At 71.8% G+C, this 14,789-nt stretch carries 13 protein-coding genes; 6 read left to right on the top strand and 7 right to left on the bottom strand.

What is annotated here, in order from left to right:
* Positions 1-2: 2 nt before the first annotated feature.
* A complete protein-coding gene (locus FLX07_RS21100; RefSeq protein ID WP_229689874.1) occupies positions 3-653 on the bottom strand; it encodes a helix-turn-helix transcriptional regulator in 651 nt (216 codons plus the stop codon).
* Positions 654-819: 166 nt separating this feature from the next.
* Between FLX07_RS21100 and FLX07_RS21095 the strand changes: the two genes are divergently transcribed.
* Complete coding sequence (locus FLX07_RS21095) at positions 820-1,683, top strand: chitosanase (RefSeq protein ID WP_142572562.1); 864 nt, start codon at positions 820-822, stop codon at positions 1,681-1,683.
* A gap of 77 nt (positions 1,684-1,760) precedes the next feature.
* On the opposite strand, the gene FLX07_RS21090 is transcribed toward FLX07_RS21095, so the two are convergent.
* The 5 genes from FLX07_RS21090 to prcB form a co-directional block, all read right to left on the bottom strand.
* Positions 1,761-2,723, bottom strand: coding sequence for an FKBP-type peptidyl-prolyl cis-trans isomerase (locus FLX07_RS21090; RefSeq protein WP_167748338.1), 963 nt, complete (start codon positions 2,721-2,723; stop codon positions 1,761-1,763).
* Between the two features lie 71 nt (positions 2,724-2,794).
* The gene (pafA, locus tag FLX07_RS21085; protein ID WP_142572558.1) at positions 2,795-4,153 is read right to left on the bottom strand and encodes a Pup--protein ligase; all 1,359 of its coding nucleotides are present in this window, start codon (positions 4,151-4,153) and stop codon (positions 2,795-2,797) included.
* Between the two features lie 70 nt (positions 4,154-4,223).
* A complete protein-coding gene (locus tag FLX07_RS21080; protein ID WP_142572556.1) occupies positions 4,224-4,910 on the bottom strand; it encodes a hypothetical protein in 687 nt (228 codons plus the stop codon).
* Between the two features lie 126 nt (positions 4,911-5,036).
* Positions 5,037-5,870 carry a proteasome subunit alpha gene (gene prcA, locus FLX07_RS21075; RefSeq protein ID WP_189105040.1) on the bottom strand — a complete coding sequence of 278 codons (834 nt, stop codon included), beginning with the start codon at positions 5,868-5,870 and terminating at the stop codon, positions 5,037-5,039.
* Between the two features lie 21 nt (positions 5,871-5,891).
* The gene (prcB, locus tag FLX07_RS21070) at positions 5,892-6,728 is read right to left on the bottom strand and encodes a proteasome subunit beta (protein ID WP_229689875.1); all 837 of its coding nucleotides are present in this window, start codon (positions 6,726-6,728) and stop codon (positions 5,892-5,894) included.
* A 282-nt stretch (positions 6,729-7,010) separates the two neighbouring features.
* Between prcB and FLX07_RS38485 the strand changes: the two genes are divergently transcribed.
* From FLX07_RS38485 to FLX07_RS21055, 4 genes are all read left to right on the top strand, one after another.
* Positions 7,011-7,136 carry a hypothetical protein gene (locus tag FLX07_RS38485; RefSeq protein ID WP_263407723.1) on the top strand — a complete coding sequence of 42 codons (126 nt, stop codon included), beginning with the start codon at positions 7,011-7,013 and terminating at the stop codon, positions 7,134-7,136.
* Complete coding sequence (locus tag FLX07_RS21065; protein WP_229689876.1) at positions 7,133-8,404, top strand: CehA/McbA family metallohydrolase; 1,272 nt, start codon at positions 7,133-7,135, stop codon at positions 8,402-8,404. Before FLX07_RS38485 ends, FLX07_RS21065 begins: the two co-directional genes overlap by 4 nt.
* 120 nt (positions 8,405-8,524) lie before the next feature.
* A complete protein-coding gene (locus tag FLX07_RS21060) occupies positions 8,525-9,736 on the top strand; it encodes a Gfo/Idh/MocA family protein (RefSeq protein WP_229689877.1) in 1,212 nt (403 codons plus the stop codon).
* 10 nt (positions 9,737-9,746) lie between these two features.
* Positions 9,747-12,719 (top strand): glycoside hydrolase family 38 N-terminal domain-containing protein, encoded by a 2,973-nt coding sequence (locus FLX07_RS21055; RefSeq protein ID WP_229689878.1) that lies wholly within the window; start codon positions 9,747-9,749, stop codon positions 12,717-12,719.
* A gap of 345 nt (positions 12,720-13,064) precedes the next feature.
* Here FLX07_RS21055 and FLX07_RS21050 read toward each other — a convergent pair whose 3' ends face one another.
* Entirely contained in the window at positions 13,065-13,274 is a 210-nt protein-coding gene (locus tag FLX07_RS21050; RefSeq protein WP_142572552.1) for a ubiquitin-like protein Pup, read from the bottom strand.
* A 306-nt stretch (positions 13,275-13,580) separates the two neighbouring features.
* On the opposite strand from FLX07_RS21050, the gene FLX07_RS21045 reads away from it, so the two are divergent.
* Positions 13,581-14,633: a serine/threonine-protein kinase gene (locus tag FLX07_RS21045; protein ID WP_142572550.1), complete on the top strand. Its 1,053-nt coding sequence runs from the start codon at positions 13,581-13,583 to the stop codon at positions 14,631-14,633.
* The last annotated feature ends 156 nt before the right edge of the window (positions 14,634-14,789 follow it).

Here is a 14,789-nt window from a genome sequence, read left to right as displayed (position 1 = left end):
TGTCAATCTACGTTGTTTTTAGAAGACGTGAAGGCCACACAGCACTCTCCCGGTCTCGGATCGAGCGTCGCGACGACCCCGGTCTCGCCCAGACCGGCCAGCATCCCCTCGCAGAGCGCGAGGTTCATCGAGCACACGAGCAGCGGGTGGCTTTCGGCCAGCACATGGAAGGGGCAGTTGCGCAACCGCACCCGTCCGTCCTCCTCGTACGGCTCGTAGCCGCGCGCACGCAACACCTCGGGGAGATCCGCGGCATCGGAGGCGGCCAGACGCTCTCCGGTCCGCCGGGCGGCCTGCTCGGCCTTCTCCTCTCCGCCAAGCAGGTCGACGGTCTCGGCCAGCACGAGCGCGAGCGTGCGGTAGTCGCGGGGCGGCAGGCTCACGGTCCGCTCCTCGCGCACCCGCCGGTAGACCTTCGCCGGGCGACCGCCGCCGGGGCCGGCCTTGCCGCTCAGCCGCTTGAACCTCGACTCCAGCAGGCCCGCCTCGACCAGTTTGTCCAGGTGATGAGCCGCCAGCGTGCGCTGGACGCCGGTCGCCTCCGCCGCCTCGTTGCGGCTCACGTCCCGCCCCTGCTCGGCCACGAACCGATACAGCGCCCGCCGTACGGGATCGCCGAGCACGGTCATCGACTCCAGGTCGTCGCTCGTCACAGCCGGAGTCTAGGTCGTGCCGTCGCCGGGACCGTTGACACCGCCGTGCGGCACTGCTTTTCTCAGGAAACCTTCCTGATTAAGTCCCCTCACGAGGGCTCACCCCCGCCCGCGCCCCCTTCCCGCCACGACGCACGGACGCCGGGAGGAGAACGGAGCGACGCACGTGAAAGACCCGCTGACCAGGCGCACTCCCGGGCGCGCGGCTCTGCTGCTCGTGGCCGCCGCGGCCGTACTCCCCGCGAACGCGGCGGTAGCCGGCACCGGCGGCCCGGCCGCCGCCGGGGAGACCGTGAAGGTGGCGGTCGAGGCGGTGCCCGCCGACCTCACGTACCGGGAGAAGAAGGAGATCGCGATGGAGCTGGTCTCCAGCGCGGAGAACTCCTCACTCGACTGGAAGGCCCAGTACAAATACATCGAGGACATCGACGACGGGCGCGGCTACACCGCCGGGATCATCGGCTTCTGCTCGGGCACCGGCGACATGCTCGACCTGGTCGAGCTCTACACCGCGCGCAGGCCCGGCAACGTGCTGGCGACGTACCTGCCCGCGCTGCGGAAGGTGAACGGCACCGACTCGCACCGGGGGCTGGACCCGCACTTCCCCAAGGACTGGCGCGCCGCCACCGCGGACCCCGTGTTCCGGCAGGCGCAGAACGACGAGCGCGACCGCGTGTACTTCGATCCCGCCGTGGCCCAGGCCAGGGCCGACGGCCTGCGCGCGCTCGGGCAGTTCGTCTACTACGACGCCATGGTGATGCACGGCCCCGGCAGCGACCCGGTCAGCTTCGGCGGCATCCGGAAGGCGGCCATGAAGAAGGCGAGGACCCCGGCGCAGGGCGGCGACGAGGTCGCCTACCTCAACGCGTTCCTCGACGCCCGCAAGGCCGCGATGAAGACCGAGGAGGCGCACGGCGACACCAGCCGGGTCGACACCGCCCAGCGGGTGTTCCTCAAGAACGGCGACCTCGACCTCGACCCGCCGCTGCGCTGGAAGGTCTACGGCGACAGCTACCAGATCCTCGGCTGACGCCCGCACGCGAACGCCCCTACGGCAAGAGCCCCTCCCACCACCCGGGTGAGAGGGGCTCTTGGCGTGCGTCGCCGTCAGGCCGCGCCGAGGACGTCCACGACGAAGACAAGCGTGTCGGTGCCCTTGATGCCGCCCTGCGCGTTGCCCTCCTTGCCGTAGCCGAGGTCCGGCGGGATCGTGATCAGGACGCGGCTGCCGACCGGGACGCCGGTGAGGCCCTGCGCCCAGCCCTTGACGACCTGGTCGAGGGCGAACGTCGCGGGCTGGCCGCGGTCCCAGCTGGAGTCGAACTTCTTGTCGGTGCCCCAGATCTTGCCGATGTAGTGGGCGAGGACCGTCTGCCCGGCCTTCACCTCCGGGCCGCCGCCCTTGATCATGGTCTTGACGACCAGCTTCTTGGGCGCCTTCTCACTGGTCTTGGTGGTCAGCTCCGGGGCCTTGTCTCCGCCGGCGCTCCCGACCTTCACACCGTTCACGGCGGGGTCGACGGCGGTGCCCTGGACGGCCTTCATCGCGGCCGACACCACGTCGATGACCAGCACCTGGGACGAGGCGTCGAAGTCCTGGCCCTGCTGCTTGGCCTGCTCGGCCTGCTCCGCGCTCAGGTTGTCCTTGGCGACCACGGCCATCACCCGGCCGCCCGGCTTGGCGCCCACCAGCGCCTCGTGCAGCGCCTTGGGCAGCTGCGGGCTGACCGAGACGAACTCCGACTTGCCCTGGTCGTAGTCGGAGCCTGCCGCCTTGTTCTCCTTGCCGTCCCAGTTGTAGACGGTGACGTTGGCGGTGAGGACGTCGCCGTCCTTGGCCGGGGTGCCCTGGCCCTCGATGACCTTGATGGAGGCGGACGTGAGCGAGGGCTTGCCCGCCGGGAAGGTCAGGGTGGGCTTCTTGCCGGCCTCTCCCGTCACCTTGATGGCCGAGGCGGCGGCCTGGCCACTCGAGGTGGGGCTCGCGCTGGACGCGGTCTTCTGCGCGGTTCCGCACGCGGCGGCGAGCAACAAGGGCAGGGCGGCGACGAGTGCCGTACGACGGCGCATATGGGAATCCTCAAACAGACAGCGGGTCCGGGCTAGGCTACCCGAACCCGCTGTCAGAGCGGCGTAAGAGATCACATACCCGCGATGAGCTTCTCGACTCTCTCGTCGACGCTGCGGAACGGATCCTTGCACAGGACCGTCCGCTGGGCCTGGTCGTTGAGCTTCAGGTGGACCCAGTCGACGGTGAAGTCGCGCCGCTTCTCCTGGGCCTTGCGGATGAACTCTCCGCGCAGCTTGGCCCGTGTGGTCTGCGGCGGAACCGACTTGGCCTCGAAGATGCGCACGTCGTCGGCCACCCTCTCGACGGCCCCCCGCTTCTGCAGGAGGTAGAACAGCCCGCGCTTGCGGTGGACGTCGTGGTAGGCCAGATCGAGCTGCGCGACGCGCGGCGACGACAGCGGCAGGTCGTACTTCTGTCTGTAACGTTCAATCATCTGGTATTTGGTCACCCAGTCGATCTCCCGCGAGACGAGGTCGAGGTCGCCCGTGTCGACCGCCCGGAGCGTGCGCTCCCACAGCTCCAGCACCCGCTTGGCGATGGCGTCCCCGCCGCGCCGCTCGACGAAGTCCTGCGCCTTGGTCAGGTACTCCTGCTGGATCTCCAGCGACGAGGCCTCGCGGCCGTTGGCCAGGCGCACCCTGCGCCTGCCCGTCATGTCGTGGGACACCTCCCGGATCGCCCTGATGGGGTTCTCCAGAGACAGGTCGCGCATCACCACACCTGCCTCGATCATGCGCAGCACCAGGTCGGTGGCGCCGACCTTGAGCAGCATGGTGGTCTCGCTCATGTTCGAGTCGCCCACGATGACGTGCAGCCTGCGGAACCGCTCGGCGTCCGCGTGCGGCTCGTCGCGGGTGTTGATGATCGGCCGGGACCGCGTGGTCGCCGAGGAGACGCCCTCCCAGATGTGCTCGGCCCGCTGGGAGACGCAGTAGACGGCTCCGCGCGGGGTCTGCAGCACCTTGCCCGCACCACAGATGATCTGGCGGGTCACCAGATAGGGGATCAGGACGTCGGCCAGCCGCCCGAACTCCCCGTGCCGGCCCACGAGGTAGTTCTCGTGGCAGCCGTAGGAGTTGCCGGCCGAATCAGTGTTGTTCTTGAACAGGTAGATGTCTCCCGCGATGCCCTCCTCGCGGAGCCGCTTTTCGGCGTCCACGAGGAGGCCCTCCAGGATTCGCTCCCCCGCCTTGTCGTGGGTGACCAGCTCCACGACGTTGTCGCACTCAGGGGTGGCGTACTCGGGATGGCTGCCCACGTCCAGGTAGAGACGTGCGCCGTTGCGCAGGAAGACGTTGCTCGATCGGCCCCAGGACACCACTCGCCGGAACAGGTACCGCGCCACCTCGTCCGGCGACAGCCTCCGCTGCCCGCGGAACGTGCAGGTGACGCCGTACTCGTTCTCCAGCCCGAATATGCGTCGATCCATCACCTCACACTATTCCCATAAACCGGCGGGCGAACAGTGATCAGGCGGTGGGAATGCCGAGAAGGAGAGGTCAGGCCGCGTAAATCTCCGCGACCTTGACGATCTGCCCGCCCTGAACGGTGATGAGCGCCCGAAGGTCGCCCGCGTCGGCCCGCAGGACCAGCTTGTCCCGTGAGCAGCGCTGGGTGCCGAGGTACTCGCTGTCGATGGTCTGGTCCTTGCCGTCGCAGCCGACCGCGCTGAGGAACACGACGTTCTTCGCGATCGGTGCGGCGAAGGCCGTTACGTCGCCCTCCGGCGGCCCCTCGAAGTGGCCGCTGGTGCTGCCGCCGTACTCCTTGACGAACTTGACGGGCCGGTACTCCGCCACGTTCTCGTCGTGCATGGCGACCAACTGGCCGCGTACGACCCCGTTGCTGCTGGGGCTGAGCCCCTTGGTGAAGTCGTGCCCGGGGTCCGACTGGAGGGTCCCGCCGAACGGCGCCGGCGTCTTGTCGGTGATCGGCGGCCCGGCCTTGACCGGCTTCCGCGTCGGCGCGGTGGTGCCCGAGTCGGTGGGCGTGTCCGCCGCCGGGGTGCCGGAGGCCGCCGGGTCGGCGGACGGCTCAGCGGGCGACGCCGGGGCCGTCACCGTCACGGTGGCGGTCACCGTGGGCGCGGCCGAGGTGCCGGAGGCTCCGGAGCATGCGGTCAGCGACAGGAGGGCGACGGCGGCGGCCGGAAGGCCCGCTCGCCGGAAGAGATCAGAAGTCGTCATAACGGGATGAGGGTAGCGAAATCGGGGATTGGCTGGACCGAAACGCCCGAGCCGGCCCCATGACACGGCGGCGCCGCGCCCCTGCCGGGGGCGCGGCGCCGCCGTGCGTACGGACGGGGGGCCGGGCTACTCGCCGGAGCCCGTGTCGATGTCTCCGTCTGGGGCGATCGGCGGGGCGGTGTCGGGGGCCTGCTCCGCCTGTGCCTGCTGTGCCTGCTCTGCCTGGACCTCCTCGGCGGCGGGCTGCCGCGCGCCCCCCTGGCTCTCCTTGGCGGCCTCCAGGAGCTTTTCCAGGCGGGGCCCGGTCAGGCGCAGGAACTTGCGGTGCTCCCTGCCCCTGTCGAGGACGGCGACCTCGATCTGGGTCACCGGGGGACGCTCGCCGCCCGGCTCGGTCAGAGCCGCCAGCGCGGCGTCGAGGGCCTGCGGCAGCGGCAGTCCCTCGCTGTAACGCTCCTTCAGGCGCCCTCCGACGGCCTCGGCCTGGCCGCCGATCACGGCCATGCCCTGCTCGTCGAAGACGGAGCCGTCGAAAGTGATCCGGTAGATCTGGTCGTCCTCGGCCGCCTCGCCGACCTCCGCGACGACGATCTCGACCTCGAACGACTTGATCGACTCGGTGAAGATCATGCCGAGGTGCTGGGCGTACAGGTTCGCCAGGCCGCGGCCGGTGACGTCGGTGCGGTTGAACGTGTAGCCGTTGATGTCCGCGTAGCGGATGCCGGCCAGGCGGAGCGACTCGAACTCGTTGTAGCGCCCCACCGCGGCGAAGCCGATGCGGTCGTAGATCTCACTGATCTTGTGCAGCGCCTTGGACGGGTTGGGCGCCACGAACAGGATGCCGTCGGCGTACTGCATCACGACCACGCTGCGACCGCGCGCGATGCCCTTGCGGGCATACTCCGCCCTGTCCCGCATGATCTGCTCGGGCGAGGCATATCCTCCGAAGGGGATGGACACCGGGGGTGATCCTCTCTTGGGTTAGCGCAGCGGCGCGGTCGGGCCTTCGGGGGCGGTCATCCGCCTCTCCAGCATGGACTCCACGAATTCGGCGACCTCGTCGTCCGGGAGGCGACGGAAGCCGTCGTCGGTGATGACGGACACGACCGGCCAGATCTTCCGCATCACGTCGGGGCCGCCGGTCGCCGAGTCGTCGTCGGCGGCGTCGTAAAGGGCGTGCAGGCAGGCCAGGACGGTGTCCTGCGGGCTGGAGTTCTCCCGGTAGAGCTTCTTGAGCGAGCCCCGGGCGAAGATCGAACCCGAGCCGATCGAGTGGAACTCCCTCTGCTCGTACGGCCCGCCGCCCACGTCGTAGCTGAAGATCCGCCCGGTGCCGTGGGACGGGTCGTAGGCCGCGAAGAGCGGCACGACGACGAGGCCCTGCATGGCCATGGGCAGGTTTCCGCGGATCATGGTGGCCAGGCGGTGCGCCTTGCCCTCGGTCGACAGCGAGCGACCCTCGGTCTTCTCGTAGTGCTCCAGCTCGACCCGGTAGAGCCGGGCCAGCTCCAGGCCGGTGCTCGCGGTGCCCGCGATGCCCATGCAGGAGTAGTCGTCGGTGCGGAACACCTTCTCGATGTCCCGCTGCGAGATGATGTTCCCGGAGGTCGCACGCCTGTCGCCCGCCATCACCACGCCACCGGCGCAGGTCGCCGCGACGATGGTGGTCGCGTGCGGGATCTCGTCACCCACCGGCGCCGCCAGCGACTCGTTGCGGGCGGGATGCAGGTTCGGCGCGTGCACGCCTAGGAACTCCGAGAACGACGACGATCCCGTATATGTGAAGAGGCTGTTCACCCAGGCTGGCTGAGATGCCACGCGACTCCCTCCAAGCATGCGTTGTCACTACGCCCGACCATACTCAGGTCTCAGCGCTGCTTGCACTCTTCCCGATCAGCTCAGCGCGAACCAGACATCCCGCAAGAGGCCGGGCGCGCGTCCCTTGCCCGTTCGCCGGAACCGCTTCTTTACGTGTCGATGATCGTGTGCGAGGGTCGGTTCGTCCGTACGTCGGGTCCGGACGGCCGCGCCCGCGGTGCGAGCCGGAGGTGACGGACCCCCGGAGCCCGGAGAGAAGGGGCCTTCCGGGGGAAGGTGGCGGTGGTGGAGAACCTCGGCACGGCCCATCTCGTCACGCTGGAGTGCACGGACCGCCTGCTGCGGGCGGCGCCCCGCCCGGGCCGGGCACTGCTCCACCGCGACGGCGCCCCGGTGGGTGGCGCGTGACGACCGGGGCCGCGATCAGCGGGACGTGGACGCTGGACGACCGGCTGGCCGGGCCGGTGGCGGAGGTGCCGGTGGAGGTGCGGCCCGGCACGGCCGCCCTCACGGTGCGTCTGTCCTACGACCGGTCGGCCGGCGTGCTCGACCTCGGCTGCGCCGGGCCTGCCGGGTTTCGCGGCTGGTCGGGTGGGGCGCGCTCCGAATACACCATCACCCCGTCCTGGGCCACCCCCGGCTACCTGCCCGGCGAGATCGAGCCCGGAGTGTGGCGGGTGCTGGTCGGGCTGCACCGGGTGCCCCTCGGCGGCCTGCCGTACGAGATCCGGGTGATCAGGCATGTGCGGCCGCCCGCCCGGCCGCGCCGGCGCCGCGCCCGCTTCTCCCGCGTGCCGGGGCCCGTCCCGCCGGAGCCCGCCGCCGTGCGGCGCCGGCTGCCGTCGCCGCCGGGATACCGCTGGCTCGCCGGGGACCTGCACGCGCACACCGACCACTCGGACGGGACGCTGAGCGTCTACGAACTGGCCGGTGTGGCGGCCGCGGCCGGGCTGGACTTCCTCGCGGTGACCGACCACAACACCGTCAGCCACCACCTGGAGCTGGCGGCGGCCTCGGCTCTGGCCGGTCTCGTGCTCGTGCCGGGGCAGGAGGTGACCACCGACCTCGGGCACGCCGGCGCGCTCGGGGACGTCGGCTGGATCGACTTCCGGCGGCCCCCCGACGAGTGGGCGAAGGCCGTGCGCGACCGGGGCGGGGTGCTGTCGGTCAACCATCCGGTGGCGGCCGACTGCGCCTGGCGGCACCCGATGGCCGACCGGCCGCGGGTCGTCGAGCTGTGGCACTGGAGCTGGTGGGACCGCAGCCGGGGCGCGCCGCTGGCCTGGGCGCAGGCCTGGACGCACGGTCTCGCCGGCGACCCGGACGGCGATCTGGTGGTGGTGGGAGGCGGCGACTACCACCGGCCCGAGGAGGGTCATCTACCCGGCGCGCCGACCACGTGGGTGCTCGCCGAGGGCGACGGCCGCGGTCCCGAGGCGGCCGGGGCGGTCGTACGGGCGGTGGCGGAGGGGCGGACGGCGGTGTCGGCCTCCCCCGGCGCCCCGCTGCTGCTGCGGCTGGAGGACGAGTTCCTCGCCGTGGACGCCGACGGGCTGGTGCTGTGGGGCCCGCAGACCCGGCGGATGGTCAGGGGGGACCTCGCCCTCCTGCCCGCCCATCCCGGGGTGCACCGGCTGGAGACGCACGCCAACGAGGTGGTCGCCCTGTGTAGTTGAAAGCGTGCAGCTGAAACCGTGTAGCTGAGAGCCATGTAGCCGGCCGCACGTGGCGGGGGTTGCGCTCCACCACCGATGGGGAGGTGCAGGGCAGGTCGCCGAGCGGAGGAGGGTGAGGACGTGGAGACGGTGAAGGTGGGGATCGCCGGGCTCGGCGTGGTCGCACAGGTCGTCTACCTGCCCCTGCTGGCGCGGCGGCGCGACCTGTTCCGGATCGCGGCCGTGTGCGACCTCGACCGCGGCCACGCGGAGACGGTCGGCCGGGAGGCGGGCGTCCCGGCGTACGACGACCCGTCGGCGATGCTCGACAAGGGCGGGTTCGACGCGCTGATCGTGCTCACACCGGGGTCGCACGGGCCGCTGGTGCGGGCCGCACTCGAACGCGGCCTGTGGGTGCTGTGCGAAAAGCCCCTCGCCTACAGCCGGGCCGAGCTGAGCGGCTTTTCCGGCGAACGGCTGATGACCGGCTACATGAAGCAGTACGACCCGGCCTCCCAGCGGCTGCTGGAGGCGCTGCACGAGGCCGGCGGGCCGGAGGTCGTCCGCCATCTGGACGCCACCGTGCTGCACCCGTCGGAGGAGTCGCAGTTGCTGTTCGCCCGTGCGCGGGCCGGACATCCCGCACCCGAGCGGGTGGCCCCCTACGCGGAGGCCGACGAGCGGGCCCTCACCGCCGCGCTCGGCACCTCGTCGGAGCGGCTGCGGCGGCTGTACGCCGAGGTGCTGCTAAGCAGCCTGTGCCACGAACTGTCGCTGATACGGCTGTTCACGGGGTCTCCCGACACGGTGGACCACGTGGCGGTGTGGCCGGTGGAGGCGTTCCCGCCGTCTCTGGAGGTGAGCGGGACGCTCGGAGGCGAGTGCTCCGGCAGGTACGGCATCCGCTGGCACTACCTGCCGAGCTACCCGGCCTACCACGAGGTCATGACGCTGCACCATGAGCACGGCTCGCTGGAGCTGCGCTTCCCCTCCCCCTATCTGCTGAACGCGCCCACCCGGCTGACGGTCACCTCCCGGATCGGCACGACCGAGCGGACGGTCGTCAACGAGGACGTCGCCGAGGCGTTCGAGCGCCAGCTGCGCGCCTTCCACCGCTTCGTCACCCAGGAAGAACCGCCGCTCACCGGACTCGGCGGGGCCCTGGAGGATATCGTCACGGCGCAGCGAATCGTGCACCGGTACGCGCGGTGGGCGGGCATCCCCATCGGCGGCGAGTGCGCCCAGGAGGTCGACGGCGCCCTGCGGGAGCCGGCCACTGGGACCGGCAGCGGCTACGCCGAGGAGGACGGGAGTGGAGCCAGCGGTCACGCCGAGGAGAGCCTCAGCAGATAGCGACAGGATCGTGGTGGTCCCGCACACGCACTGGGACCGGGAGTGGTATCTGCCCTTCCAGCGGTTCCGGGTCGGGCTGGTGCGGGTGCTCGACGAGGTCCTGGACGCCATGGCCGCCGACCCCGCCTACCGCTTCACGATGGACGGCCAGCTCGCGGCGATCGAGGACTACCTGGAGATCCGGCCCGCGCGGCGCGGCGACGTCGCCCGCTTCGTCGCCGAGGGACGGCTGGCCGTCGGGCCCTGGCTGATCCTCGCCGACGAGTTCCTGTGCTCGGGCGAGACCCTGCTGCGCAACCTGGAGTACGGCATGCGGGGCGCCGCCGCGCTGGGCGGCGCGATGCCCGTCGGCTATCTGCCCGACCAGTTCGGCCACTGCGCCCAGATGCCGCAGATGCTGGCGCTGGCGGGGCTGCGCCTGGCGTGCCTGTGGCGCGGCGTGCCCGCGCACGTGGACCGGGACGCCTTCGACTGGACCGGCGCCGACGGCACCACGATCAGGACCCGGTATCTGCCCGGCGGCTACGGCAACGCCTTCGGCCTGTTCACCGGCCCGGCCGAGGGCATGCCCGGCCGCGTGGCGGCCTTCGTCTCCACGGCGGAGGGCTGGGCGTCCGGTGACACCCTGCTGGCGATGTACGGCGCGGACCAATCGGCGCCGGCCCGCGAGATCACCGCGTCGGGGCTCCGCGTCGCCACCCTCGCCGAGGCCCTGACCGCCGATCCGGCGGAGGGAGAGGTGCCGCGGGTGGCGGGCGAGCTGCGCTCACACGCGCGGGCCTGCATCCTGCCCGGCGTGGTCTCGGCCCGGGTGCCGCTGAAGCAGGCGATGGCCCGCGCCGAGCGGACCCTCATCCGCTACGCCGAACCGCTGTCCGCGCTGTGGCTCTCCGACCGGTCCGCCGGTGAACGCCTCATCGACATGGCCTGGCGGTCGGTCATCGCCTGCAGCGGGCACGACTCGGTCACGGGGTGCGGTTCGGACGAGACGGCCCAGCAGGTGGCCGCGAGGATCGCCGAGGCCGGGCAGACGGCCCAGGCGGTGGTGGACCTGGTCGCGGCGTCCCTCGCCGAGGCCGCGCCGAAGGGCGCGCTGGTGGTCGTCAACCCGTCCCCGTTCGAGCGGACCGGCCTGGTGCTCGCCGACCTGCCGGAGGACCGCGCGTCCCTCGTGGACGCCTCCGGGCGGGCCGTCCCCGTGCAGCGGCTCGAACACGCTCCGACCCTGCTCGACGAGACCGTCATGGACGACCTCTCCCGGCTTCTCGTGCGCGTCCACGAGCGGGAACTGTACGGCCAGGAGATCGTGTCCTGGCACGCCGGGGACGGCGTGTTCACCGTCACCGTGAGCAGGCACGCCTCCGGCGCGTACTCCTACGAGGACCTGCGCCGGGCGGTCCTCGACGCCGGTCCCGGGCCGTGGGTCGTCCGCACGGTGGCCGAGCCCGTGGTCACCGTGGCGGCGCTGGTCACCGTGCCGCCGCTCGGCCGTGCCGTCCTCACGCCCCGTCCGCCGACGCCCGCCCGGCCGGCTCCCGTCGCGAACGCCCTGCGGACCGACCCGTACGGATTCGAGCCGGTGCTGGACAACGGGCTGCTGCGGGTGCGCGTGGCCGACGACGGGACGCTCTCGCTGCGCGGCGCGGACGGGGTGGAGGTCCACGGCGTCGGGCGGATCGTCCACGGCGGGGACATCGGGGACACCTACAACCACGCGCCCCCGCCGGACGACCGGCTCCTCGACCGGCCCTCCCGGGTCGTCGTCGAGGAGATCTGCGCGGGCCCGCTGACCGGGGCGTACGAGATCACACGGGTGTACGACTGGCCGACCGGCCTCGGAGGCGACGGCGACGGCGACGGCGACGAGACCGTGCCGACGGCGGTCACGACCCTGGTGGAGCTCAGGGCGGGCGAGCCGTTCGCGCGGTGTGAGATCACCATGGACGTGCGCTGCCGCGACCACCGCGTCCGCTGGCACGCGCCGCTGCCACGCGCGGCGGCCGAGTCGTACTCCGAAGGGCAGTTCGCCGTGGTGCGGCGCGGCCTGACGGCCGAGGGCGGGAGCGAGAACGGGGGCGGGGGCGGGGGTGAGAACGGGGGCGGCGAACGCCCGATCCCGACCTTCCCCGCCGAGTCCTTCGCCGCCGCCGGCGGCCTGGCCGCGCTGCTCGACCACGTCACCGAATACGAGATCGTCAGGGACGAAGTCAGCGGGGACGAGATCAGCGGGGACGGGACCGAGATGGCGCTCACGCTCGTGCGGTCCGTCGGTTACCTGTCCAGGAACCGCAACCCCTACCGGGACGAGCCCGCCGGGCCCGAGGTGCCCACTCCGGCGGCCCAGTGCCAGGGGCCGCTGACCGTGCGCTTCGCCGTCCTGCCGTACGCGGGCGAGTGGCACGAGGCCGGGCTGCCGAGGCTCGCCGAGGAGTTCCGCCACGACCTGCCGGGCATACCGGGCACCGGTGCCGCCACGGCGGGGGACGTGAACGGGGACATGGACGGGGACATGGACGTGAACGGGGACGGCCCGGACGGAGGCGGTCGCCTCTCGATCAGCGGGGACGGCGTCATGATGGCCGCTCTGCGCGAGCGGGACGGACGGCTGGAGATCCGCCTGGTGGCCGAGCATCCCACGGCCACCGAGGCGGTCATCCGGGGAGATTTCACCGCAGCCTGGACGGCCGGCGTGCCGGGCTCTCCCCTGAGCCCTCTGGAGGTGTCCCGCGACGAGCTGTTCGGCGACAAGCTGTTCGGCGACGCGCCGTTCCCCGGCGACGGGGCGGACGGGCGGGGGCCCGCGGAATCCACGGGGCCGCCAGGCTCCCCGGGCGCTCCGGACTCCCCGAACGCTCCGAACTCCCCCGGCGCTCCGGACTCCCCAAGCGCTGCGAGCTGCCCGGGGTCCCCAAGGCCGTGGCGGACGGTGCGCGTCCCGCTGACTCCCTTCGAGATCGCGACCGTTCATCTCGGCAGAGCCTGACGCCCGGCCCCACCTCGACCAGGCGGTCACGAGGCCAGTCATAAGGCCACTTCACGGCACCACTTCACGCGCCCGCTTGACTGGCCCCACTTCACGAGCCAGTTAAGGAGCCCCACTTCACCGGCCGGTGCAGCCGGTACGGCCCGCCGGCGTGGCCCAGCGCGTCATCGTCTACCGCTCGTCTGTCACTCGTCGGTCGCATCGTCGCCGAGGGCGGCTTTGTGCGCCCGCCATCGCGGTGCGGCGGCGAGTGCGCTCAACGGCGTTCCCGCGCCCGACGACGGCCCTGCCGGGGGAAGTTCCCCCCGGCGTGGCCGCCATCGGCCCGGACGCCTTCCGCCCGGGCTACTGCCCGCCCTTCTGCACGTAGGAACGGACGAACTCCTCCGCGTTCTCCTCGAGGACCTCGTCGATCTCGTCCAGGATTGCGTCCACGTCGTCGGTGAGCTTCTCCTGACGCTCCTGAACGTCCGGGGACGCCTGCGCCTCGGTCTCTTCGACTTCGTGCTCCTGGCGCCCTGTCTGCTTCTGGCCGCCGGTCTCCTTGGTCGCCATCCCTGACACCTCCGCTGCTCGGGGGGACGCCTCTCCCCATATCTTCCCCGAACCGACCGACAATGCGCGCGAAAGAGCGTGCGATCTTCAGCCGGACCCCTGTGGCCACACAACCCGGTGGGCGCCGGGAAGGCAAACGCGCGGGGATCGCAGCCCTGCGGCGGGCATGCCGGCCCGCAGGAACCGTCGTCGTTAGACCGGATCGTTATCGACCTCACACTCCCCGTGGCCGCCTTTCGGCGCAGAGCGACCGCGTCCGGGACGACAATTGATGGATCACGGCACGACCTAGCGCACGGGTGGTCGATGGCATCGCACGCACGGCAACTGCTGGCGGATCGGTACAAGCTGCTGACGCCCTTCCGTCGCGACGGCGGCGGGATCATGTGGCAGGCACACGATCTGCGCCTCAAGCGCGACGTCGCGATCAAGGAAGTGCAGCCGCCGTACCGCGTGGACGTGGCCGACCTGCCGGCCGCCCGCAGGCAGGCGCTGGGAGAGGCCCGCTCCGCGGCCCGGCTCAGTCACCCGGCCGTCATCACCGTGCACGACCTGCTGGAGGACAAGGGCCGGCTCTGGATCGTGACAGAGCTCCTGCGGGGCCTCACGCTGGGCGCCACCGTCCGCCACCTCGGCCGGCTGCCGGTCCACTGGACCGCCTGGGTGGGCTTCCAGCTCCTGTCGGGCGTACGGCACGCGCACGCGATGGGCGTCGTCCACGGGGACATCCGGCCCGCCAACGTCATGCTGACCGAGGACCGGGTGGTCCTGACCGACTTCGGCATCGCCGCCTTCGACCGGGATTCCGGGGGGTCGGCGACCGTGCCCGTGGGGCGGTCCGGCGCCTACCTCGCCCCCGAGCGGCTGCGTGGGAAGGGCCTGGCCCCCGCCGCCGACCTGTGGTCGTTCGGCGCCACGCTGTACTGCGGTGTCGAGGGGCGGTCTCCGTATCCGGCGACGGAGTCGCTGCCGGACGCGGCGCTGCTGGGCCGCGAGCCCGAGCCGCCGCGCCGGGCGGGGATCCTGCGACCCCTGATCGAGGGCCTGCTGCGCCACGACCCGGACGAACGGCTCACCGTCGAGCAGGCGATGCCCGTGCTCGTGGACGTGTTGCGGCGGCAGGGCATCCCGGCGGCGGCACCGGGCCGTACGGCCGCCGGCGAGTTGCCCAGCCGCACCGCGCCCAAGCCGAGCGGGGCGCACCCCCACGGCCGCTCCTCCGGCCACGGATGGCCCCTGGCGCCCGGGGAGCTCACGACCGGGCACTTCCACGACGCGGAGTCCCGCCGCCGCGACAATCCCTACTTGCCGGCCCTCACGACCGGGCCCCGCCGGCCCGGGCCTCCGCGCCTCCCGTAGCGCCCGTAGACCCCGTAGACCCCCCTAGATGTTCTGACCATGGACGTTGGTGACAGCGGTGGAGGATCGGCGACACGCTGTCGATGACCTTGAAAAGGGTGAGGGCCTTCTGGCGTGGTGTGAGTCGACCAAGATTCACATCGCCCGGAGGCCCTC

This window comes from Microbispora bryophytorum (assembly GCF_006874465.1).
Classification (GTDB): Bacteria; Actinomycetota; Actinomycetes; order Streptosporangiales; family Streptosporangiaceae; genus Microbispora; species Microbispora bryophytorum.
Note: the sequence above shows the minus strand (reverse complement) of the source record. Positions and strands in the feature narration are given on the sequence as shown.